The following is a 22,846-nucleotide window of genomic DNA, read 5'->3' as shown; positions in this document are numbered from 1 at the left end:
ACATTTTACAGATCAGAAATGCTACACCAGCAAAGCACCTTTAAATTTTTCTGGATAGTGTTTTTTAAGCTCAGGTAAGTATTTCTTTGCTAATGGAACTTGCTGATCAAACTCCAGATAAATAGTTAGCTGGCTGCTACTAATGGATTTTATTCTACTAGGGCTGACTATATAGGATCGGTGAACCTGAAATAAAAGTTCACTCTCGATGAAAAAAAGAATCTTCTTAAGTGGAATTCGGATAATTTCTTCCTTTATATCATCGTTGATCAGTTTAACCACAACACAATAGTTTTTTTCAACCTTGATATAGAGAATGCTATGTAGAATGGGTGTGATATGCTTTTGGATAAGTGCATTATCTGGGTTTGCGCTTATACGACGTATTTGCTCAACGCTTCTTTGTGTTTGTAGTGCTATGTTACGTATCCACTCTTCAGAGGAAGACTTTGGAAAAGACGCAGCTAATGTGTAATAACTAGATATTTTAACAAACATCGCAACTGACTTATGACTAGTCTCAATGAATTCTGCTTCTTGTTCTAAGCATGATGGATAACGAGCTAGCAAGTTGTCAGTTGATGCACTATTACTGAGCGTTTTCCCTTCAAAAAATGTAGCTGCATCATCTATTAAGGGGTCATTAACCAGTAACTTATAAGTCGCCATCACCATTTCTTCATGAGACTTAAACTCACAAATATTATTTGAAAACTGATGCAACTGGCTCATACGCTTGCGATGCGTTAGTAGCTCTAATTGAATTTTAACCCTAGCTAACAGTTCATCTTTAAAGAATGGTTTAGTTAAGTAATCATTACCCCCCATATTAAAACCATGTACTAGATCTCTCAACTGATTACGAGCCGTTAGAAAGATGATGGGCAAATCATAACTTGTAAACTCCTCACGTAATATTTGGCAAACTTCATATCCATCCATTTCTGGCATCATAACATCTAATAACACAAGGTCTGGTTTTTTCTCCCTAACACAGATTAACGCTTCTTCCCCAGAATGGGCAGGAATAACCTGAAGACTACTTTCACTTAAGTGATTTAAAATAATATCCAGGTTAATCGGTTCGTCATCCACCGCTAATATAACAAAGTCTTTTACTTGACCTTGGTTTATTTGGGGAGATTCAAGTATCTCACTAAACTCAACAGGAGCCTCTAGGCTTGACTCCTGATATTGTGCTAAATCATGATTAATTTTTGGTAACTCATCACTGATAGAAAGAGTAAAAATAAAACGTGTTCCTTTTGCTGGTGTAGATTCTACTCGAATATTTCCACCATGAAGCTCCACAAGTTGCTTGGTTATCGCCAAACCTAAACCAGTACCACCATAACTACGATTAGCGCCAGAGTCAGTTTGTTCAAAAGCATCAAAAATACGCATTTGATCTTCTGGATTAATACCAATCCCAGTATCACTGACAATGATTTCTACAATATTTTTACTAGGCTTAGCAAATATTTTAACTTCGCCACTATTGGTAAATTTAATGGCATTGCCAATCAAGTTTTGAAATATTTGCTGCAGTCGATGTTGATCAGCACAAACACAAATGGTATTGGGCACCAAGTTAACTAAAGAAACTGGTTTTTTACCAATTAACGAAGCAGATATTGAAATATCTAAGTCAACAATTTGGCGAAGGTTTAATGGTTGTGTTTTTAATTGAATTTGTTTTTGTTTAAGCTTTGCTACATCAAGAATATCATTGACTAAGTTAGATAACCTGCGACCACTATTGATAATATTAACTAATGTTTTATTATAGCGGTCTGGTACACGGCCAACCAGCGACTCAGCCAAACCAATAATACCATTTAATGGTGTCTTTAACTCATGAGTTGTATTGGCTAGCAAATCATTTTTAAACTCATCAAGCTTTTTAAGTTCTATGTTTTGCTGCTCAATTTTATGTATTTTATCTGCAACTGCCTCTCTCATTGTAGCAAAACTACTCGCTAAACTACCAATTTCGTCCTTACGCTGTATATTTATTGCTTGCTGTAAGTTTCCTCCTGCTATTTTTTCTGCAATAGTGGTTAACGCAAGGATAGGCTTAGCAATAGTGCTTGCAGTTAAATAACCAATTAAAAAAATCACGCCAATGACAACAACTGCTATTAAAATAGCAAGTTGTTGCAATTGTTTAATCGTTGCAAATGCCTCTTTAGTGGTAACTTCTGCAACAAGCGCCCAACGCATATTAAATACATTGATAGGAGTATAAGCGCTTAATACCTCATCATCTAAATAAGATGTTGTAACTAAGATATCCGTTTTACCGTTCAATGCTTCATTAACAGCCACTGTTGATACTGAAGAAGTACTATTACCAGAAACGGTTGATTCAAGTGAATACCTATCAGGCGCGCGATATCCATTAGATCTCATGAAATGATCTTGTCCAACAAGATATGTTTCACCCGTACTACCCAGCCCAGTCCTGGCAGACATTACTTTGTCAACTTTTTCAAAAGGTAACTGAAAGATTACAGCCCCTTGAAACTTACGATATTCATAAAGTGGCACAGAAATAAATGATGATATTTTGGAGTCAATTTTATCAAAATCTATAAATATAATATTATTCTCTATATGTTTATTTACAGCCTGCTTTGCGCTTTTAAACGCTTTTCCTAAACCAGTATTAGAATATTCCCCACTCACTAAGTTTTGACCAAAACTTTTTTCTTTAATTACAGAATAAACAATATTTCCATTATTGGTAACCAAATATAAATTATCAAAGCCAAACTGATCGACTATTTTTTTTAAGAAAGGATGAATATCTTCATGCGTATAATCATAATAATCTCTATTTGCCTTTATGTCAGTTTTCTCAGATTCCGTACCGACTATAAACAACTTCTGTAAGACATTATAATCATCTTTATCAGCTTCTGCTAAAGGCTTTATATCTTCCCTAAAACTAGCCAAATAATTTAACATATAAGTATTACTTGTACTATCAAACTTACTATCAATGTTACCAACAAGATATTGTATTTGATCTTGGACTTGTTTAATGTACTCATCCAAGTGACTTTTTTTGACATCCCTTAATGATGATAGCTGATTAAATGCTTGCTGTTCTAGATTCTTTGTAAAGTAGCTCAGCATTAGAAAGGAAATGATGATAAAAGGTGCTATACTAATTACCAAATAGGTAAAAGTAAGCTTATTCTTCAAGCTTAAGTTATTGAAAAAATCTCGCAACATATTAATAAATCATTTAAGTAAAGGACGACTGTTCTAGTTTCTTAACACTCTTTTTTTATAAAGCTCAATCAGCCTACGGCGATTTTTCCCTGCCCATGCAAAATCATAGTCTATTAATTTATTAATATCAATTTCAGGTGCTTTAGAGTACTTTTGCATTTTTAAATGAACGGGTTTTTGATAGTTTGACTTGATAAATAGTTTTTGCCCTTCTTCAGAGAGAATAAAATCTATTAGTTTTTTTGCTGCAATTGGATTTGGCCCCTTTTTAATTAAACTGAGTCCACCTATTTCATGTCCTGTTCCTTCTTCAGGTACAATAATTTCTATATTTTTTCTAGGAAACTTATGTTTCTCTTCAACCCATTCATGCAGGAAGGTTATCGTTATCGCTAAGCGTCCTTGAGAGGTAAGTCTTGAGTGTGAGTTTATATACCCCGCAAGGTTATTATGAAGCTTTTTGAGATAGTTAAAAGCAACTTCTTCACCCATCATTTGAACTAATGTTGCTACTGTCGTATAGGCTGTTCCTGATACCATTGGGCTTTTCATACCCACTAAGCCATGGTACTGACTTTCAAGAAGTGATTGCCAAGTGCGAGGAACAGGCAGCTTATTTTCCTTTAATATATCTTTGTTTACTATAAAACCTAAGACCCCAGTATAAAGCCCTGTCACACAGTTATTGCCCAATGGGTTACGAAATTCGGGGTCAAGCTCTTCATAATTGTTTGGGCGATAACACTGAAGCAAGCTGCTATAAGCAGCTTGCGCATGAGCACCTATACTACCACCTATCCAAACATCTGCTTTGGGATGATCTCGCTCGCCTTCTAACCTTGCTAGTGTTGCACCACTGCCATTCATTCTATAAATATGCGCTTTAATTCCAGTCTTTTTTCTAAATGCTTTACTTACTTCGTTACTAAAACTTGTAACAGAGTAAACAACAACATGACTTTCCCTTTCTTGAGCTATTACTGATTCAGCTAAAACAAGGAGTAAACAAAACCACCAAGTACACTTCAATCTATTTGTCTTACTATTTTTCTGCTGGCTTTTACCTAACATAAAAACGATCAACCTGATAAATATCATGATTTGATTGAGTTCACTTAAAACCGCCGCTGTGACTATGAAAATGTTAGCTAATGCATTGATACTATGATACTTACACTTTAGTTGCCGTACATCATCGATCAAACCGCTATTGTAATTGCTCAACATTAGATGGCATTGATATTTATCCATCAAACGTGGCTGAGAGATATACAGATTTATTGTCCAAAATTTGTACCTTGCTCTGCCAAGTATATTGTTTCTTCTGGACTAGACAAACGCCCTAGCGTTTTATTTCGGTGAGGAAATCGACCAAATTGCTCAATGATCGCTAAGTGTTGCACCGCATAGTCATAGAATGAGTGTAACTGAGAGTATAAAGGAGATGAAGACTCAACTTCATCAGCAATCTCTTTGAACAGTCGCACAGCCTGTTGTTGATCAAGCAGACTTTCGGAGTGTTCAAATGGCATATAACAGAAAACACGCATTAAGTATGGAAGCTGTTTATGCTGTCCTGTCAGTACAGCCTGTTTAGCATGGTTAAGAGCAATTGTGTCATATTTAAATGCATTCGCTGTTGAGCGGTAAATATTTCTTGGGATTTGGTCTAACAAAATGATTAGCGCTAATCGCCCCTCTGCACTTTCCTCCCAGTTATTAAGCTTGCCATCCGCAGCTGCAAATACCCATGATTCAAACATGCTGCTTAATTCATCATCATGTTCAGCTGTTGCATTAAACCATTTGCTACGTATCTCTGAAGTGACAGTACCCTCTGAATCTAGTGCACCAAACCAAGTAGTAACCACTTCATTAGGTTGCTTTTCTTTCATGCATATCACTCCAGATAGTAGTAAATAGACGACTTGTTTGGCATTAGTACACAGCTTGCGAATGACTTTTTGTATTTGTATACAACGCTCTTCACTTTCGTCATTTATAACTGGTTTCTTTAATTAATTGACGTAGCCTCTACTAAGTCATTCGTTATAGGTATATTCTGCACGAAGGATATATAAATAACAGATATACAGGATAAAGCACATATCGTTAGTATGTTATAACGGACTATTAGGTGGTCAATTCGATGAATACTAGCAAAAAGTCACCTATTCTATACTGGCTTTTTGGCTTGCTGGTACTGAGTGGTGTATTAGGTTTGACCTATTATTCCTTCTACTATGCAAGTGCTCCTGCCTATTTTGCAATGGGTAATGGTCGCTTAGAAGCCAATGATGTTCATATTGCCAGCAAGCTTCCTGGCCGTATAGAACAAGTTACAGCCAAAGAGGGAGACCAAGTTGTTAAAAATCAGCTCGTTGTCAAAATGGATACCAAAACACTTGAAGCTCAACTTAAACAAGCAGAGTCTCAAGTACTAAAAGCAAAGGTCGAACGCCAACGAGCCATGGCAATCGTTGAAGAGCGGAACAGCGAGTGTAAATACGCCAAAAAACAACTGCAAAGAACACAAGACCTTATTCAGCGCAATTTTGCCTCGGAAGATGATTTAGACACCGCTCAACTTAAAGTGGAAACCACTCAAGCAGCCTGTGCCGCTGCAGAAGCCATGGTCGAAGTGGCTGATGCCTCAATACAGGCGGCACAAGCTTCTGCTGAGCGTCTTAAAGCCGATTTAGAAGACAGTAGCATTACTTCTCCTGTTTCAGGGAGAGTGCTCTATCGCATTGCAGAGCCTGGAGAAATCGTTGCAAGTGGCAGTAAAATTTTAACCATAATTGACTTGTCGGATGTTTATATGACTGTCTTCTTAAGTGAGACAGATGCCGGAAAGGTGATTGTTGGTAGTGATGCACGTATTGTTTTAGATGCAGTCCATGATTTACACATCCCTGCTAAGGTCAGTTTTATTTCCCCTCTGGCTCAGTTTACCCCAAAAGTTGTAGAAACCCGAGAAGAACGCAGTAAGTTGCGCTTTAGAATTAAAGTCAGTGTAAACGACGCTTTTTTAAAAGACCATATTGATCTAATCAAACCAGGTATGCCTGGTATGGCCTATATAAAGCTCAATCCTGAAGTAAAGTGGTCCGATATTCTTTGAATGCTGTCTTACAAAGTGCTCTTTATCGCGATGAAATAAAGGCTCTCTCATGAATAAGCCAGATGAAGTCGTATCAGTCAATCAAGTCACCCATTATTATAAGCAACAGTTAGCGCTATCTGACATTTCACTTAGTATCGACAAAGGGACTATCGCGGGTTTAATTGGTCCAGATGGGGTTGGCAAGTCAACATTATTAAGTTTAATTGCTGGTGTTAAAAAAATTCAACAGGGAAAAATTCACTTATTTTCTCAAGATATCAAGCTTAACCATGTTCGAAGCCAGTTATACCATCGTATAGCTTACATGCCACAAGGTCTTGGTAAAAATCTTTATGCAACATTATCGGTTTATGAAAATTTGCGTTTTTTTAGCCAGCTTTTTCGCCAGAATCACCAGCAGCGCAGACAGCATATTGAGGAATTATTAGCCGCTACAGGCTTAGCCCCTTTTGCTAATCGCCCTGCAGGTAAATTATCAGGTGGAATGAAGCAAAAACTTGGGCTTTGCTGTGCACTGATTCATGATCCCGATTTACTTATTTTAGATGAGCCTACAACAGGTGTTGATCCATTATCGCGTTTGCAGTTTTGGGAGTTAATTAACCGTATAAAAACACGAACACCCGATATGACTATTCTTGTTGCAACGGCTTATATGGAAGAAGCTGAGCGTTATGACTGGCTCGCCGCACTCTATAATGGCAAACTTTTAGCAACAGGAAGTCCTGAAGCACTTTGCCAACAAACTCAAACAGCAAATCTCGACGAAGCCTTTAAAGCACTACAGCCTGAGCACACACCTCAAACTATTTTAAGCATTCCTTCTTATCAACAAAACAGCAAACCAATTGCAATTGAAGCTAGCCAGTTAACAAAACGTTTTGGTGATTTTACCGCTGTTAATCAGGTTAATTTTCGTATCTATCAAGGTGAAATTTTTGGTTTTCTTGGCTCTAATGGCTGTGGGAAAACCACTACGATGAAAATGCTAACGGGCTTATTACCACCAACAGAAGGTAAAGCTACGTTATTTGGCGAACCAATGAATAGCAGAAGTCTTTCGCATCGCAAAAACATTGGCTTTATGTCCCAGAGCTTTTCTCTTTACCAAGAACTTACTGTTCAGCAAAACTTATTATTACATGCCCGTTTATTTCAACTGTCACATGATGAAACGAAAAGTCGGATAAATGAATTACTTTCGCGTATGTCATTAGCAAATGTGGCAGATGAGCTCACTGTAGACTTACCACTTGGTATTAAACAACGTTTGTCGTTAGCTGTTGCCATCATTCATCGTCCTAAAATTCTTATCCTTGATGAGCCGACCTCTGGCGTTGACCCAATAGCCAGAGATCAGTTTTGGCAATTACTGGCAGAACTATCACGAAAGGAAAACGTAACAATTTTTATTTCAACCCATTTTATGAATGAGGCTGAACGTTGCGATAGAATTTCACTGATGCACGCAGGAAAAGTGCTGGCAGCTGGTACGACAGAAATGCTTATCAGGGAAAAGCATGCAGCTAATTTAGAAGCAGCATTTATTCAATATCTACAAGAAAATGAGCACACAGAAGAGCCTCAAAAAGCACAACATATCAAATCAAGTGATATTAGCAATAAACCGTCTCCATCTACGTTAAGTAAACACTCACAAGCCTCTCTATTATCCTGGCAACGCTTATGGGCTTATGCTCAGCGTGAAACCATGGAAATTCAGCGTGATCCTATCCGTTTCTTATTTGCATTACTGGGTCCCATTTTTTTATTGATTGTTATGGGATACGGTATTTCTATGGATGTAAACCATATGAAGTATGCTGTATTAGATCGGGACCAAACCCAATACAGCCGCCACTACTTAGAAGCATTTGAAGGATCAAAGTATTTTCAACAGCAACTTTTTGTAAACGATGACCAACAAGCTGAACATGCACTTGCTAAGGGTGAAGTTGAGCTGGTGATTGAAATCCCTCCCCAATTTGGACGGCAAATACTCAAAAAGGAGTCTCCCGAAGTGGGGATATGGATTGATGGCGCGATGACATTTAGAGCAGAAACCATTCGCGGTTACGTGCAGGGTGTTCATCAAAACTACCTGCAACAGTTAAGCAAAATCAGTCCTCGCCAAACTTACCAACAGTTAAAGATTGAACCTCGTTTTCGTTATAATCAAAGCATTGAAAGTATCTATGCCATTGTGCCCGGTGTTATGGCAACACTCCTGACCTTTATTCCTGCCATGCTTATGGCAGTAGCCGTGGTGCGTGAGAAAGAGTTAGGCTCTATTACAAATTACTATGCAACCCCCACTACCCGTCTTGAGTTTTTATGGGGGAAACAACTGCCTTACATCTCACTTTCATTTATTAACTTTATATCATTGTTTCTTGTAACTTGGCTATTTTTTGGGGTTCCTGTTAAAGGTAGTTTCTGGTTGTTATTTATTGGTTCTGGACTATATGTTGTTGCAACCACCGCTTTAGGTTTACTCATTTCAACATTCACCACGACTCAAGTTGCAGCCTTGTTTGGTACTTTGATTATTACTATCATTCCATCAATTAATTTCTCAGGCTTAATAAGTCCTGTCGCCTCCCTTTCTGGAGGTGCTTCAGTGATGTCAACCTATTTCCCTGCCGCGTATTATCTAAACATCACAGTGGGTATTTTTACTAAAGCAGCTACTTGGGCTGATCTCAAACCAAATTTCCTCGCAATTATTGGTTTCTTCATCGTATTCACATTACTCAGTGCTTTATTTTTACCCAAACAGGAACAGTAATATGAAGTTTCTACAATCTGTTTTTTGGCTGGGTCTAAAAGAAATAGCCAGCTTGCGTCAAGATAAAGTCATGCTTTTTCTTATGACATTCGCATTTACTGTTTTTATTTATGTTCCTGCCAAAGAAACAGGATTGGAAATGCGTAATGCAGCGATAGCTGTTGTAGATGAAGATAATTCACCCCTATCCCGTCAATTATTTACTTCTCTTCTACCACCTTACTTTCAAAAACCACATATTATCCAGTTTAATGAAATTGACAAAACGATGAGCCAAGGTATTTATACCTTTGTCTTACTTATACCCAGCAAGTTTTCCCAAAATATTTCTCATGGAAATGAAGCCAACGTTCAAGTTTATATCGATGCAACCGCTATGAGCCAAGCCGTCATTGGTTTAGATTATATTAATCAAATAATAACTCACGAAGTTACGCAATTTTTTAACCAAGAAGCCTCAGAGCCAGATCTCATCAATTTGAATATTCGAGTTAGATTCAACGAAAACCTATATAGCAGTTGGTTTATGTCAGTAAACCAGTTTATTAATGTTATTGGTATGCTTGCTATCGTACTAACGGGTGCAGCACTCATTAGAGAAAGAGAGCATGGCACTATTGAACATCTATTAGTAATGCCTTTAACGCCAGCAGAAATTATGCTTGCTAAAATTTGGTCAAATGGGCTAGTCATTGTTGTAGCATCACTTCTATCTTTGAAATTAATTATTGGTGAAGCACTATCTATTCCTATTCGAGGTGAAATAGGGTTATTTATCATTGGCACATGCAGTTACTTGTTTGCTGTAACCTCATTAGGCATTTTTTTGGGTACAGTCGCAAACTCAATGCCTCAGCTTGGGTTACTGTTTCTACCCATCGTTGTTGTTATGAATGTACTATCTGGAGGTATCACACCTTTAGATAATATGCCTTTTGCAATTCAATACCTAATGAAAGTCTTCCCATCAACTCATTTTGTTGAATTCAGTAGTGCAGTCTTGTTTCGTCAGGCAGACTTAACTGTAGTTTGGAGTTCCTTACTCACGATCATTGTTATTGGCATAGTTTTCTTTTCAGTATCACTACAACGATTAAGAAAAACAGTTGGTAAAAACTTATCATGAATTTAATTTAACATTTCTTCATTTTATTACATTAAAAATACATAATATACGAATTGATTATCTTTTTATTTTTAGAACAGCTACAGCTTGCGAAAAAATCAGTCCATACATAAGAATAATATTTATTTAAAGAAACATTAACATTCAGCTGCTACTTTCCTTTTCGGTCACCAAGCAAAATGACAATAATAAAGGAAAATGTATGTCAGCCCTAAACCGTCGCAAGTTTATTGGCCTAATGAGTGCTGGATTAGCTTCACCTTATATAATTAGCTCCAGTCAAGCAAAAAGTCTACCGACTAATTTAGTTGCTCGCGATAGTGATTATCCATTGCCTGACAATAGCCTTATAAATATCAATAACGCCAACAAAATTTTCCCACAATCTATTGCATCAGGAGATCCAACGGACAGTGGTGTCATTCTTTGGACAAGAGTCAACCCTGCAGAGTACAGTGAATATGAACCAATAGTCTTTCAGGTTTGTCTTGATAATCGTTGCGAATCACTGTATTTACAAGGTGAAGTGCACCCTGAACAATTAAATTCTTTATTAGATTATACTGTAAAAATTGATCTGGATGGGCAGCTTGCGCCTAATCAAACTTATTATTATCGTTTTATTTATAAAAATACTTCAAGCAAAATTGGCCGATGTCGAACAACATCATCAGACCATAGCATTCAAAAAAGTTTAAAAATAGCTGTCTTAACCTGCCAAGATTTTACAAATGGTTATTATGGTGTATATAACTTTATTGCAAAAGACAGCTCAATTGATTTTGTAGTTCACTTAGGAGACTTTATTTACGAAAGTACTGGAGATAAAAGCTTTCAAGCCAATAAATACGAAGACAGAAAGATAAAGTTACCGAGCGAGGCGGGTTACGCGTCTAGCTTGGATGACTATAGACATATTTATCGCCGATATCGACAGGATGAACATTTAACCACTTGTTTAGAAGCACATACCTGGATAATGACCAGTGATGATCATGAAACCGCAAATGATTGTTATTGGGACTATGCTCGAGATACATTAGGTGCACCTGATCACCCATTTACTAAAGACAGTGAATTTGGTAATAATGTAGATTTATTACGTTCACTTAAATTATCAGCACAGCAGGCATGGTTTGAATACACACCTACGCGTGCAACACTCACTTACGATAAGACACATCCACACCAGTTTTTACGTATTTATCGTCATTTTACATTTGGTGATTTGGTCACCATTAATATGTTAGATACACGAAGCTATCGCACAGCTCCACCTTGTGGTAATAATCGGATATTTGAACGCTATTTTCCAATCGGCTGCACTGATCAGTATGATGCAGAAAATTCTATGTTAGGTTACCAACAAAAAGAGTGGCTTTTTAATAATTTAAGTAGTTCTAAAACAGTATGGAATGTTTTAGGTAACCAAACTTATATGGGAAGGTTAGCTGCAACTTTATTAGGCCAGGAATTAGCTTTACTTACAGTTGACTCATGGGATGGTTTTCAATATGAACGCCGCCAATTAGCTGAGTTTGTTCGAAATTATAATGTTGATAACTTTGTGGTACTTACGGGTGATCTACATTGTAATATATCCTCCTACTTAAAAGTTGATTATGAAAAATCGCTTAATACAGGATTAGATAATAACTTAGTAGGTGTTGAATTTATGACGCCATCTGTCACATCAACAACATTTTTAGATGGTATAGAACAACATCTTAAATACGAAGTTAAAAAGCCAGAGTTACTCCGTTTGTTTAGTGAAGGCGCTGTTCGTATTAATAATCCACATATTAAGACCTTTAATGCTAATGATCATGGTTATGCTACACTGGAGTTTTTCCGTGATCATTGTGAGTGGGTAGTTTACGGCGTTAGCAAAGAAAGCACAGGTAATGGATTGACTAAACGACCTATATCTCATGTACATAAATATACAGAACTACCTTGGTTATTTAAAAAATCTACTCGAAATATCAGCTAATTTAGCTGATATTTCGGTACAAAAAAAGGCTGCAACCAACAGCCTTTTTTTGTTTTTCATAATAAATCTTTTTTCAGCAAAGATATTTAATCTATTGGTCTAATACCAATACCATGGCGGATTTTTTGTAAAAATGGTTTGGCTTCAACTCGAGCTCTTTCAGCGCCTGCTTTTAACACTGTTTCTACATACTGAGGGTCATTCATAAGAGCTTCATAGCGCTCTCTTGGCCCTTGTAACTGTTCATTGAGGTATTCAAATAACTGTTGCTTCAGTTCCCCCCAACCTGCACCGTTATAGTATTGCTGACGCTTTTCTTCTACTTCACTGGGTGCCGCAAATGCAGAAAAGATTTGAAACAACGTACAGGTGTCAGGATCTTTTGGTTCACCAGGCTCAAGACAGTTTGTTTTAATTTTCATGATAAGCTTACGCAGCTTTTTCTCTGGTGCGAAAAGAGGGATAACATTATCGTAACTTTTACTCATTTTTCGCCCATCAAGCCCATTCAATACGGCCGTATTTTCATCCACAACGGCTTCAGGCAAGGCAAACTTAACCTTATAGTGGTGATTCATACGAGCGGCTATATCTCTTGCCATTTCCAAATGTTGAATCTGGTCTTTACCAACAGGTACCCTGTGTGCATTAAACATCAAAATATCTGCCGCCATTAGCACAGGATAAGAGAATAACCCCATTGTTATTCCTTTATCAGGATCAGCTTCTTCATCATCAATGTTTTGTTGAACAGCGGCTTTATAAGCATGCGCTCTGTTCATCAGACCCTTTGCAGTCATACAGTTCAAGATCCAACACAGCTCTGTAATTTCAGGAATATCAGACTGTCGATAAAAAGTGACTCGATCAACATCAAGACCTAGTGCCAACCAGGTAGCCGCAATCTCTCGAGTAGATTGATGGACTCTGATTGGATCTCGAGTTTTAATAATCGAATGATAATCCGCTAAGAAGAAAAATGACTCAACATTTTCTTTACGGCTATCTTCTATAGCAGGACGAATCGCTCCCACATAATTACCTAAATGTGGTGTCCCTGAGGTCGTAATACCAGTTAAAACACGGGTCTTTTTCATAACATATTCTTTTTGATGAAACCTGCTGGAAATCGATCTTTTATTCAGGCAGAGAATTATACCTAAACTGAAAAAGATATATGAGGCCTACAATGAAAACTCGTAGATTTTAAGAAATGTAAGTGGCCTCAAGGCCACCAAAAGAAAGGGATTTTAATCATTATTTGTGTATGATAGGTAGTTTCCACAATCAATTGGGTACATGTACGAATTTGTTGTTTGACTTGATAATCTATACTTATACCCAGTTAAGTTACTCGCTTGACTCCTAATTGGTACACTTTCATTGCCCTGATCCCCTCCAAATCGGTCAGGGCTTCTTTTTTGTTAGATTCGCGAACTATAACGCCAATTCTCTGACAGGTCTAGTCTTTTTTCTTCCTCAAAACAAACCTATCAATCAGTAGCTCCTATAACTGCTTGTAAAACAACGTTATTTTATTCAAACACATAATAATATTAGCCAGCATTTCAAATGCTTACTTTGACTTACAACTTAATATATTGATTAACTTCACGTAAGTAATGAAGCTGATCAGTACCAGCTTCATAAAATTGAGCGATCAAACTCCCATGCACCTTCACTAAAGCAAGCAATCGCAGGCCGCTGTAATTGTTGTACCTGTCCTGCATCATTTATTATTTCAACAGTGATACTGTAATTACGGCAACTCAATCCTTCACCATTTTGATATTTACTTCCAGCAGTGAATCCCATAGTCCCTAGTGTCTCATTCTTCCACTGACGATACTCACCATCTTTGAAACTATTAAAGGCATCTTGAATACTTTGTTCTTCCAGTTTTGATATTGCCGCCAGATCTACCTCGCTGTCATAACTCCACAGTGTCCATTTAACAATGTGTGTACGATCAAAGCTCCAGATATCTTGTACCTGATTTACTGCTTCAGGTTGATTCGTTACAGTCTCAGCATCATCTTTAGGCTTCACTTGAGTGCCAGTCTGACAACCTGCCAACAACACTGTAATGACAGCAGTATAGATGGCATAACTCAGTTTCATAGCATTATTTCCCCAAACATGGTCATATTATCCAACGCTTTTCTTACCCACAGTTTCTCAAACTTCTTTAACAGCTGGGCGTATACCCTTCACATCAGGTATATCTAAAATGAAAAGGTACTAAAAACATAGACCACAAATTACATAATTTGTCACAAAGTAACAGCTTAAGCTCGACTATAGCCGACAATCAAGTGTAAATGAGGAAAAGAACAGTCTCTTGGAGTATTTTTGTCTAAAAGCTGAAGCTTTAACAGGCTACTTTGTACACATCACACAAAATTCAGTAGCCTTTAAAATTATCGAGGTACTTCTTAGTATGTGCTATTTAGTAAATAGCACTTAAGTGAGTTCAATTAAACTACGCTCTTCTTCAACTTCTTTTGGGGGACAATGGAAACTACTGTGCACTTTATCATCTCTAATCGACTCTAAGTGAACATCAAAACCCCACAAGTTATGTACATGTTTCAGCATTTCAGCGGTTGTTTTTCCAAGAGGACGATGATCGTGCTGGTAATGCCTTAATGTTAAAGAGCGATCACCTCTCACATTCACATTGTAAACCTGAATATTGGGCTCGCGATTACCAATATTATACTGTGATGCCAAAGCTTCACGAACTAAACGATATCCTTCATCATCGTGAATAGCTGAAACTTCAAGGTAAGGTAGATTCTCATCATCAGCAATGGCAAATAACTTCAAGTCGCGCATGATTTTGGGTGACAAAAACTGCAAAATAAAACTTTCATCTTTGAAGTTTTCCATGGCAAACTTCAATGTTTCTAGCCAGTTTGATCCTGCTATATCAGGGAACCAACGCTTATCTTCTTCAGTTGGATCGACACAAATACGCTTGATATCCATCATCATATTAAAACCCAGTGTATAGGGGTTAATACCACTATAACGTGGATCATCAAAAGCGGGCTGAAAGACAACATTAGAATGAGAATGTAGCATTTCCATGATAAAACCATCTGTTACCAGACCTTCATCATACAAATGGTTAAGTAATGTATAGTGCCAAAAACATGCCCACCCTTCATTCATGACTTGTGTTTGCCGCTGTGGATAAAAGTACTGGGCAATTTTACGCACAATACGAATCATTTCCCGCTGCCATGTTTCAAGCAAAGGAGCATTCTTTTCGAAAAAATATAAAATATTTTCTTCAGGATCTTCTGGGAATTTCTTTTCTTCTACATCCTTATCTTTATCTAAATTCTTCGGAATGGTATTCCATAATTCATTTATTTGTCTCTGCCGATATTCTTCACGCTCAATTTGTCGTGCTTTTTCTTCTTCTGTTGAAATTGGAGCAGGCCGTTTATAGCGATTAACACCATAATTCATCAACGCATGACATGAATCTAACAGATCTTCTACAGCATCAATACCATACTTTTCTTCACATTGAGCTATATAATTTTTTGCGAAAAGCAGATAGTCAACAATTGATGTTGCATCAGTCCAGGTTTTAAATAAATAGTTACCCTTAAAAAATGAGTTGTGACCATAACAGGCATGGGCAATAACCAATGCTTGCATTGTCATGGTGTTCTCTTCCATTAAGTAAGCAATACATGGGCTTGAATTTATGACTATCTCATAAGCCAGACCCATATGACCACGACGATAGTTTTGTAGGGTATGTAAAAAATGCTTACCAAACGTCCAATGAGAGTACATGAGTGGCATGCCTGTAGAAGCATAAGCATCCATCATCTGCTCAGAGCTAATGATCTCAATTTGATTTGGGTAAGTGTCCAAACCATAGTGCTCAGCAACCCTGCCAATTTCTTTGTCATACCGCTCAACTTGTTCAAATGTCCACTCTGACCCCGTAGAAATAGGTTGCTTTTTTTTCATGCTTCCTTCCTTTCAAATAATCGACGGAAAACAGGATAAATATCACTTACCGTCTTAATTTGCTGCATAGCAAACGTTTCGTGAAAGGCTTCATAAACTGCTTCATACTCTCGCCATAAATTTTGGTGATGTCTGTCAGTAATTTCTACATAGGCGAAATACTGTACCAGAGGCATAATGCCATTAACGAGAATGTTACTACATATACTTGAGTCACCCTCCCAATTATCACCATCAGAGGCCTGGGCAATATAAATATTCCATTGTGCGGGAGAATAACGCTCCCTGATAATATCTCTTGATAATTCCAATGCACTGGAAACAATGGTACCACCCGTTTCTCTTGAGTAAAAAAAGTCATTTTCATCAACTTCTTTTGCTGATGTATGGTGCCGAATAAATACCACTTCAATTTCTTTGTATGTTCTGCACAAAAATAAATACAACAATATAAAAAAGCGCTTAGCGATATCTTTTATTTCTTGCGTCATTGAACCAGAGACATCCATTACACAAAACATAACGGCTTTTGTGCTAGGTACGGGTGTTTTAATGAAGTTATTATACTTCAAGTCAAATTCATCAATAAAAGGCAAACGTTTCAGCTTTGCATTGAGTTCTTTAATTCGCTCCCTTAAAAACTCAACACGCTCTTGATCTGCTTCTTCTGGGCTAACTTCCATTTCCCTCAGTTCACGCTTTAACTGCCTGATTTCTCTCCGCTCGGAACCACTGAGAGCTATTCGCCTTGCGTGGGCACTACGTAAAGAACGAATAATATTTAGTTTTTCTGGTGTCCCCTTACTTGAAAAACCTGCAAGTCTGAATTTGTATGCAATCGTTTCTTTTAATTGTTTCTTGACTAAATTAGGTAATTCGAGATCCTCGAACATATATTCAAGAAATTCTTCATGATTAATCTGAAAGGTGAATTCATCCATGCCTTCACCTTGATTACTCGCCTTACCACTACCTGGACCTTGACCAGCTCCTGCTTCCGGGCGCCTAATTTTATCACCCTTAACAAATTCCTTGTTGCCAGGATGAACAATATTATTAAAACCACCACGACCATGTTGAAAGTTTGGCTCTGACAGATCTTTATTAGGGATGGTAATCTGGCTACCGCTTTCAATATCAGTAATACTACGCTTATTAACAGCATCGGCTACAGCACGCTTGATATGCTTTTTGTAACGCCTTAGAAAACGCTGTCGGTTTACCGTACTTTTATTTTTACCATTTAAACGTCTGTCAATAATATGAGTCATGGTGGCACCCGTAATGGTCTAATTTTATTGTGATTTCCTTACGCGGATATACCATTCACACAATAGCCTTACTTGCTTCTCAGTATAACCACGCTCAATCATACGTTTAACGAATTCACCATGTTTCCGTTGATCATCATTTGATGCCTTCGCATTAAAAGAAATAACAGGTAATAAATCTTCTGTATTGGAAAACATCTTTTTCTCAATAACAGTACGCATTTTTTCATAGCTAAGCCATGATGGATTCTTCCCTTTGTTATTTGCTCTAGCACGAAGTACAAAGTTAACGATTTCATTCCGGAAATCTTTTGGATTTGCAATACTGGCTGGTTTCTCAATTTTCTCTAACTCATCATTGATAGCAGCCCTATCTAAGATATCTCCTGTTTCTGGATCACGATACTCTTGGTCCTGAATCCAGAAATCAGCATAAGTCACATAACGATCGAAGATATTTTGACCATATTCACTGTATGACTCGAGGTATGCTGTCTGAATTTCTTTACTTAAGAAGTCAATATACTTAGGTGCTAAGAACTCTTTAATAAAACGTAAATAACGTTCATGCACTTCAGGCGGATATTGTTGCTGTTCAATTTGCTGCTCTAAAACATACAGCAAATGTACTGGGTTAGCAGCGACTTCACTGGGGTCAAAGTTAAAGACTTTTGACAAGATTTTAAATGCAAAACGTGTTGATAGCCCTTCCATCCCCTCATCAACACCGGCTGCATCTTTATACTCTTGCAGTGATTTAGCATTAGGATCTGTGTCTTTCAGATTCTGTCCATCGTAAACACGCATCTTTGAAAAAATATTAGAATTTTCTGGTTCTTTTAGCCGCGAGAGTACAGAAAACTGTGCCAACATCCTAAGCGTATCAGGTGCACAAGGTGCTTCACGAAGAGAACTATGTAGTAATAGTTTCTCATAAATTTTAATTTCTTCAGTAACCCGCAAACAATAAGGCACTTTAACAATGTACACACGGTCTATAAATGCCTCATTTGTTTTATTATTTTTAAAACTTTGCCATTCAGATTCATTTGAGTGGGCAAGAATAATTCCTTCGAAAGGAATGCTCCCCATACCTTCAGTACTATTATAATTACCTTCCTGTGTTGCTGTTAATAATGGGTGCAGCACTTTAATGGGTGCTTTAAACATTTCCACAAATTCTAACAAGCCTTGGTTTGATCGACACAATCCCCCAGAAAAGCTATAGGCATCAGGATCATTCTGTGCGTATTCTTCTAACTGTCGAATATCTACTTTACCGACAAGGCTAGAAATGTCTTGGTTATTTTCATCTCCGGGTTCGGTTTTTGCGATAGCAACTTGATGTGCAAGAGAAGGATAAAGGCGTGCCACTCTAAATTTAGAAATATCTCCTCCATATTCTTTCAAACGTTTAACTGCCCATGGAGACATAGTCCCTTTAATATAACGCTTTGGAATACCATATTCTTCTTCTAATATTTGTCCATCTTCATCAGGATTAAATAATCCCAAAGGAGATTCAAATACAGGAGAACCTTTTATGGCATAAAAAGGTACTTTTTCCATTAAACGTTTGAGTTTTTCTGCAAGTGATGACTTACCACCACCAACAGGACCTAATAGATATAAAATCTGTTTCTTCTCTTCCAAACCTTGTGCCGCATGTTTAAAGTAAGAAACTATTTGTTCAATAGATTCTTCCATGCCATAAAACTCTTTAAAGGCTGGGTATTTTTTTATTAACTTATTAGAAAAAATTCGACTCAATCTTGAATCAAATGACGTATCAACTAATTCAGGCTCACCAATTGCATTTAACATGCGCTCAGCTGCATTTGCATACGCCATAGGATCCTTTTTACAAAATTCGAGATATTCATGTAATGACATCTCTTCCTGCTGGGTATTGATATACCTGCTTTTTACAGTATCAAAAATATCCATTGCACTCACCCACTGAAACCCTACTGATTAGAAATGACCTAGCTTCTCAACCCGTTAGACTAGTTTTTTAAAGAAATGTTGTTCTTAAATTAAGTATATATGTTTTTCGATTTTTCAGGACTCAAGATGCATTTTTATTGCATGCAGAAATCGCGCCGCTTCTCCCCCAGTAACTGCGCGGTGATCGAATGTTAAGGAAAGGGGTATAATTTTATGAATACTAACTTGATCGGCTACAACAACAGGCTCACGCCGAATTTTACCTGTTCCCAAAATACACACGGTTGGAGGAACAACTATAGGACTGGCATATCGTCCTGCAATGGTGCCAAAGTTGCTAAGAGTTAGTGTAGCACCTTGTAGCTCTGATGGAGGGATTGTTCTTGCTTTCACATCAGCACGTAATCTATTTAATCCTTCTCGCAAATCCTCTCGGCTTCGACCTGTAATATTCCTTAACACTGGTACAAAAAGCCCTTTTTCGGTATCTACCGCCACCCCCAAATCAATATGCTTATGGAGTACTCGTGTCATCCGTGCCCCATCAAACCAAGCATTTAAGCCAGATTCAGCCTCACATGCATGACCAATCGCTAAAACCAAGCGAATAGTGATATCTTCCTTTTCTTGCCAATGTTCAATGTCTGCATCGTCAAAAATAGTGACAGGTACGACTTCCTGATCAGCTTTGGCCATATTAATAGCCATCTGTCGTCTGACGCCTCGAACAGGCTCCCCGCCAATTGCCGTCGAAGCCGCTGCCGCTTCAACGTCAGCAGCAAGGATTTGCTGATTTGGCCCAGTGCCAGTTACTTGACGTAAATCCACGCCCATTTTTTTGGCAAATGCACGGATGGCAGGTGCGGCTCTTGGTGTTTGCTCAGATCGAGACTCTGGTGGCGCACCTATATAAAACTGTTCTTCCTCTTCTTGGTCACTAGCCTGTTCTATTTTGCCAACGACGGTTCCTGTGTCATCTTCTTCTACATTCGCAAACTCAACTAAAGGTTCTCCGGTATGAACCACATCCCCCTCTTTTGCAAAGAGTTTAGCTATTTGTCCCGACTGTGGTGAAGGCACCTCAACGATAGCTTTTGCTGTTTCTACTGATACAAGTGGCTGATCCTCCTCAATGGTGTCTCCAGGCTTAACATGCCAAGTTACTATTTCAGCTTCAGGAATGCCTTCTCCTAAATCTGGTAGTTTAAAAAATTTCATGCTTGCTCCATGCTTTGTTCAACAGCAGAAATAATGCGCTCAGTAGTTGGAATGTAATGCTTTTCCATTTGATAGTAAGGCATCGTGACATCATAACCTGTCACCCGTTTGACAGGTGCTAGCAAGTCAAAAAATGCCTGCTCATGAAGCTGAGCTACAATCTCAGCGCCCACTCCAAAACTCCTCGCCGCCTCATGAATAACAACACAGCGACCTGTTTTTTTTACTGAGTAAAGAATGGTGTCGATATCCAATGGTTTTATACAGGCAACATCAATGACCTCTGCCGAGATATCCTTTTCCTCCAGGCGTTTTGCCGCTTGCATAGTCTCCAATATTGAGGCCCCCCAGCTTACTAATGTCACGTCAGTTCCCTGCCGTAGAGTAAAGCAAGTATCGAGAGGTAAAGACTTACCATCATCAGGCACAGCTTGCTTAGTGGCTCTGTATATTCGCTTGGGCTCCATGAAAATCACAGGGTCTGGATTTTCTATTGCAGATAACAGTAAGCCATATGCGCGTCGTGGCGAAGAGGGAATCACCACCCTTAAACCTGGAACATGGGCAAACAGCGCCTCTGTACTTTCCGAGTGATGTTCTGGGGCATGAATTCCACCACCAAAGGGTACACGTACTACCATAGGACATGTTAATCGACCACGGGTACGATTACGCATTCTGGCCGCATGCGATACCAATTGCTCCATTGCTGCGTAGATAAAGCCAAGAAACTGAATCTCAGCGACTGGCTTTAATCCTTGTGATGCCATCCCAATACTAACACCCGCAATCAATGCTTCAGCTAATGGCGTATCCATAACACGCTTGATACCAAAACGATCCCGCAGGCCAACTGTTGCGCGAAATACACCTCCATTCACCGCAACATCTTCTCCTAGCACCACCACATTTTCATCTTTGCTCATAGCGCAGTGGAGTGCCTGATTCACAGCTTCTACCAGCGTAATTCGATTCTGCTCAGTCATTATTACCCCCTCAGCCCTACTTTTTCTTGTAACTGGTTTGCCATATCAGCTTCACTAAGCTGCTCTGCTAAGCCTGTAGGGAGCTCTTCATAGTGATAAAGAAAAAGATCATCTATGGACTGTTGTGGGGTTTGTAAATACTCATCAACGGCTTGCTGTACCTGATCAGCAACTTGCGCTTGCAAACGCTGCTCTTTACTTTCATCCCAATCTCCTCGTTGATGAAGGTAATGTTGCAACCGCTTAATGGGCTCTCTTTGCCAAGCATCTCTCAACTCTTCATTGGTTCTATATCGAGTTGCGTCATCTGCAGTCGTATGGTCACTAAGCCTATAGCTAATAGCCTCTATGACTGTAGCACCTTTATGTAATCTAGCCCGCTGCAAAGCCTCCGACACAACCTCATGCAGCGCAATGACATCATTGCCATCGACTTGCAACGCTGGAACACCTGCACCAATTCCTTTTTGAGCGAGCGTAGGTGCGCCACACTGAATCTTCCGAGGTACAGATATCGCCCACTGGTTATTATTAATAAGAAACACTATAGGTAGCTGCCATACACCCGCTAAATTGATGGCTTCGAGAAAATCACCTTTTGACGTGGCGCCATCTCCACAGGTACAGAGTACAGCACGTTGCTCACCCCGAATCTTAATAGCTGCAGCAACACCTGTCGCATGTGAAACTTGTGTAGCAATGGGTACACAGTAAGGTAAGTCCTTACCAACGTCAGGATTCGCACTGCCGCGTTCATCCCCTCCCCAATAGCGATAAACATCAGCCTGCTTCATGCCACGCATTACCATCGCGGTATGATCACGGTAATAGGGCACAAAGACATCGTCTTTATTAAGCACAGAACCAATAACCACGTTAATGGCTTCCTGGCCCAATATTGAAGGATAAGTACCAAGCTTACCGGTACGCTGTAAGCTGATCGCCTTTTGGTCTGCATGGCGAGCCATCACCATTTCACGATAATAGTGAAGAAGCTGGTTAGGTTGTTCAGCCCACTTAGGTATAGGTTTTGTTAACTCAGCTTTCTCATTCAAGTACTGCACATATTCAATGGCACATGCCGGGTTTCGCTTCATAAGCCAGCCCTCTTGTTATATAAGAAGCCAACGGTCTGTGGATAACTGACCATCAGC

The 22,846-nt window shown here is 38.6% G+C and carries 15 protein-coding genes; 4 read left to right on the top strand and 11 right to left on the bottom strand.

From position 1 onward, the window contains the following. Nucleotides 1–21: 21 nt before the first annotated feature. The 3 genes from ACQ96U_RS17875 to ACQ96U_RS17865 form a co-directional block, all read right to left on the bottom strand. Nucleotides 22–3,240, bottom strand: a complete 3,219-nt coding sequence (locus tag ACQ96U_RS17875) for an ATP-binding protein (protein WP_431722627.1) — start codon at nucleotides 3,238–3,240, stop codon at nucleotides 22–24. A 33-nt stretch (nucleotides 3,241–3,273) separates the two neighbouring features. Next, nucleotides 3,274–4,311 carry an ABC transporter substrate-binding protein gene (locus tag ACQ96U_RS17870; protein WP_431722626.1) on the bottom strand — a complete coding sequence of 346 codons (1,038 nt, stop codon included), beginning with the start codon at nucleotides 4,309–4,311 and terminating at the stop codon, nucleotides 3,274–3,276. A gap of 206 nt (nucleotides 4,312–4,517) precedes the next feature. Next, on the bottom strand, nucleotides 4,518–5,135 hold the full coding sequence (locus tag ACQ96U_RS17865; RefSeq protein WP_431722625.1) for a DUF924 family protein: 618 nt from the start codon (nucleotides 5,133–5,135) through the stop codon (nucleotides 4,518–4,520). A gap of 254 nt (nucleotides 5,136–5,389) precedes the next feature. Between ACQ96U_RS17865 and ACQ96U_RS17860 the strand changes: the two genes are divergently transcribed. From ACQ96U_RS17860 to ACQ96U_RS17845, 4 genes are all read left to right on the top strand, one after another. After that, the gene (locus ACQ96U_RS17860; RefSeq protein WP_431722624.1) at nucleotides 5,390–6,364 is read left to right on the top strand and encodes an HlyD family secretion protein; all 975 of its coding nucleotides are present in this window, start codon (nucleotides 5,390–5,392) and stop codon (nucleotides 6,362–6,364) included. A gap of 49 nt (nucleotides 6,365–6,413) precedes the next feature. Continuing rightward, nucleotides 6,414–9,155 (top strand): ribosome-associated ATPase/putative transporter RbbA, encoded by a 2,742-nt coding sequence (gene rbbA / locus ACQ96U_RS17855; RefSeq protein WP_431722623.1) that lies wholly within the window; start codon nucleotides 6,414–6,416, stop codon nucleotides 9,153–9,155. Between the two features lies 1 nt (nucleotide 9,156). After that, nucleotides 9,157–10,281, top strand: a complete 1,125-nt coding sequence (locus ACQ96U_RS17850) for an ABC transporter permease (RefSeq protein ID WP_431722622.1) — start codon at nucleotides 9,157–9,159, stop codon at nucleotides 10,279–10,281. A 202-nt stretch (nucleotides 10,282–10,483) separates the two neighbouring features. Further along, nucleotides 10,484–12,274 carry an alkaline phosphatase D family protein gene (locus tag ACQ96U_RS17845; RefSeq protein ID WP_431722621.1) on the top strand — a complete coding sequence of 597 codons (1,791 nt, stop codon included), beginning with the start codon at nucleotides 10,484–10,486 and terminating at the stop codon, nucleotides 12,272–12,274. Between the two features lie 86 nt (nucleotides 12,275–12,360). On the opposite strand, the gene ACQ96U_RS17840 is transcribed toward ACQ96U_RS17845, so the two are convergent. From ACQ96U_RS17840 to pdhA, 8 genes are all read right to left on the bottom strand, one after another. Beyond that, the gene (locus tag ACQ96U_RS17840) at nucleotides 12,361–13,371 is read right to left on the bottom strand and encodes a tryptophan--tRNA ligase (protein WP_431722620.1); all 1,011 of its coding nucleotides are present in this window, start codon (nucleotides 13,369–13,371) and stop codon (nucleotides 12,361–12,363) included. A 547-nt stretch (nucleotides 13,372–13,918) separates the two neighbouring features. Beyond that, nucleotides 13,919–14,395 (bottom strand): hypothetical protein, encoded by a 477-nt coding sequence (locus ACQ96U_RS17835; protein WP_431722619.1) that lies wholly within the window; start codon nucleotides 14,393–14,395, stop codon nucleotides 13,919–13,921. Nucleotides 14,396–14,737: 342 nt separating this feature from the next. Continuing rightward, a complete protein-coding gene (locus ACQ96U_RS17830; protein WP_431722618.1) occupies nucleotides 14,738–16,270 on the bottom strand; it encodes a SpoVR family protein in 1,533 nt (510 codons plus the stop codon). Beyond that, the gene (locus ACQ96U_RS17825) at nucleotides 16,267–17,541 is read right to left on the bottom strand and encodes a YeaH/YhbH family protein (RefSeq protein WP_027707365.1); all 1,275 of its coding nucleotides are present in this window, start codon (nucleotides 17,539–17,541) and stop codon (nucleotides 16,267–16,269) included. The genes ACQ96U_RS17830 and ACQ96U_RS17825 overlap by 4 nt, the downstream gene beginning before the upstream one ends. A gap of 24 nt (nucleotides 17,542–17,565) precedes the next feature. Continuing rightward, nucleotides 17,566–19,488 (bottom strand): PrkA family serine protein kinase, encoded by a 1,923-nt coding sequence (locus ACQ96U_RS17820; protein ID WP_431722617.1) that lies wholly within the window; start codon nucleotides 19,486–19,488, stop codon nucleotides 17,566–17,568. Between the two features lie 114 nt (nucleotides 19,489–19,602). Then, entirely contained in the window at nucleotides 19,603–20,706 is a 1,104-nt protein-coding gene (locus tag ACQ96U_RS17815) for a dihydrolipoamide acetyltransferase family protein (RefSeq protein WP_431722616.1), read from the bottom strand. Continuing rightward, a complete protein-coding gene (locus tag ACQ96U_RS17810; protein ID WP_431722615.1) occupies nucleotides 20,703–21,692 on the bottom strand; it encodes an alpha-ketoacid dehydrogenase subunit beta in 990 nt (329 codons plus the stop codon). The genes ACQ96U_RS17815 and ACQ96U_RS17810 overlap by 4 nt, the downstream gene beginning before the upstream one ends. Nucleotides 21,693–21,694: 2 nt before the next feature. Next, on the bottom strand, nucleotides 21,695–22,789 hold the full coding sequence (pdhA, locus tag ACQ96U_RS17805; protein ID WP_431722614.1) for a pyruvate dehydrogenase (acetyl-transferring) E1 component subunit alpha: 1,095 nt from the start codon (nucleotides 22,787–22,789) through the stop codon (nucleotides 21,695–21,697). Between the last annotated feature and the right edge of the window lie 57 nt (nucleotides 22,790–22,846).

The sequence above is a fragment of the Zooshikella sp. RANM57 genome (genome assembly GCF_050749885.1).
Taxonomy (GTDB): Bacteria; Pseudomonadota; Gammaproteobacteria; order Pseudomonadales; family Zooshikellaceae; genus Zooshikella.
The sequence above is the reverse complement of the archived record's forward strand: the minus strand, read 5'-3'. Positions and strand labels throughout refer to the sequence as shown.

Excerpts from the sequence above, each read along its gene's own strand:
- ACQ96U_RS17875 (WP_431722627.1), bottom strand. The coding sequence starts at position 3,240 with ATGTTGCGAGATTTTTTCAATAACTTAAGCTTGAAGAATAAGCTTACT.
- ACQ96U_RS17870 (WP_431722626.1), bottom strand. The coding sequence starts at position 4,311 with ATGTTAGGTAAAAGCCAGCAGAAAAATAGTAAGACAAATAGATTGAAG.
- ACQ96U_RS17865 (WP_431722625.1), bottom strand. The coding sequence starts at position 5,135 with ATGAAAGAAAAGCAACCTAATGAAGTGGTTACTACTTGGTTTGGTGCA.
- ACQ96U_RS17860 (WP_431722624.1), top strand. The coding sequence starts at position 5,390 with ATGAATACTAGCAAAAAGTCACCTATTCTATACTGGCTTTTTGGCTTG.
- rbbA (WP_431722623.1), top strand. The coding sequence starts at position 6,414 with ATGAATAAGCCAGATGAAGTCGTATCAGTCAATCAAGTCACCCATTAT.
- ACQ96U_RS17850 (WP_431722622.1), top strand. The coding sequence starts at position 9,157 with ATGAAGTTTCTACAATCTGTTTTTTGGCTGGGTCTAAAAGAAATAGCC.
- ACQ96U_RS17845 (WP_431722621.1), top strand. The coding sequence starts at position 10,484 with ATGTCAGCCCTAAACCGTCGCAAGTTTATTGGCCTAATGAGTGCTGGA.
- ACQ96U_RS17840 (WP_431722620.1), bottom strand. The coding sequence starts at position 13,371 with ATGAAAAAGACCCGTGTTTTAACTGGTATTACGACCTCAGGGACACCA.
- ACQ96U_RS17835 (WP_431722619.1), bottom strand. The coding sequence starts at position 14,395 with ATGAAACTGAGTTATGCCATCTATACTGCTGTCATTACAGTGTTGTTG.
- ACQ96U_RS17830 (WP_431722618.1), bottom strand. The coding sequence starts at position 16,270 with ATGAAAAAAAAGCAACCTATTTCTACGGGGTCAGAGTGGACATTTGAA.
- ACQ96U_RS17825 (WP_027707365.1), bottom strand. The coding sequence starts at position 17,541 with ATGACTCATATTATTGACAGACGTTTAAATGGTAAAAATAAAAGTACG.
- ACQ96U_RS17820 (WP_431722617.1), bottom strand. The coding sequence starts at position 19,488 with ATGGATATTTTTGATACTGTAAAAAGCAGGTATATCAATACCCAGCAG.
- ACQ96U_RS17815 (WP_431722616.1), bottom strand. The coding sequence starts at position 20,706 with ATGAAATTTTTTAAACTACCAGATTTAGGAGAAGGCATTCCTGAAGCT.
- ACQ96U_RS17810 (WP_431722615.1), bottom strand. The coding sequence starts at position 21,692 with ATGACTGAGCAGAATCGAATTACGCTGGTAGAAGCTGTGAATCAGGCA.
- pdhA (WP_431722614.1), bottom strand. The coding sequence starts at position 22,789 with ATGAAGCGAAACCCGGCATGTGCCATTGAATATGTGCAGTACTTGAAT.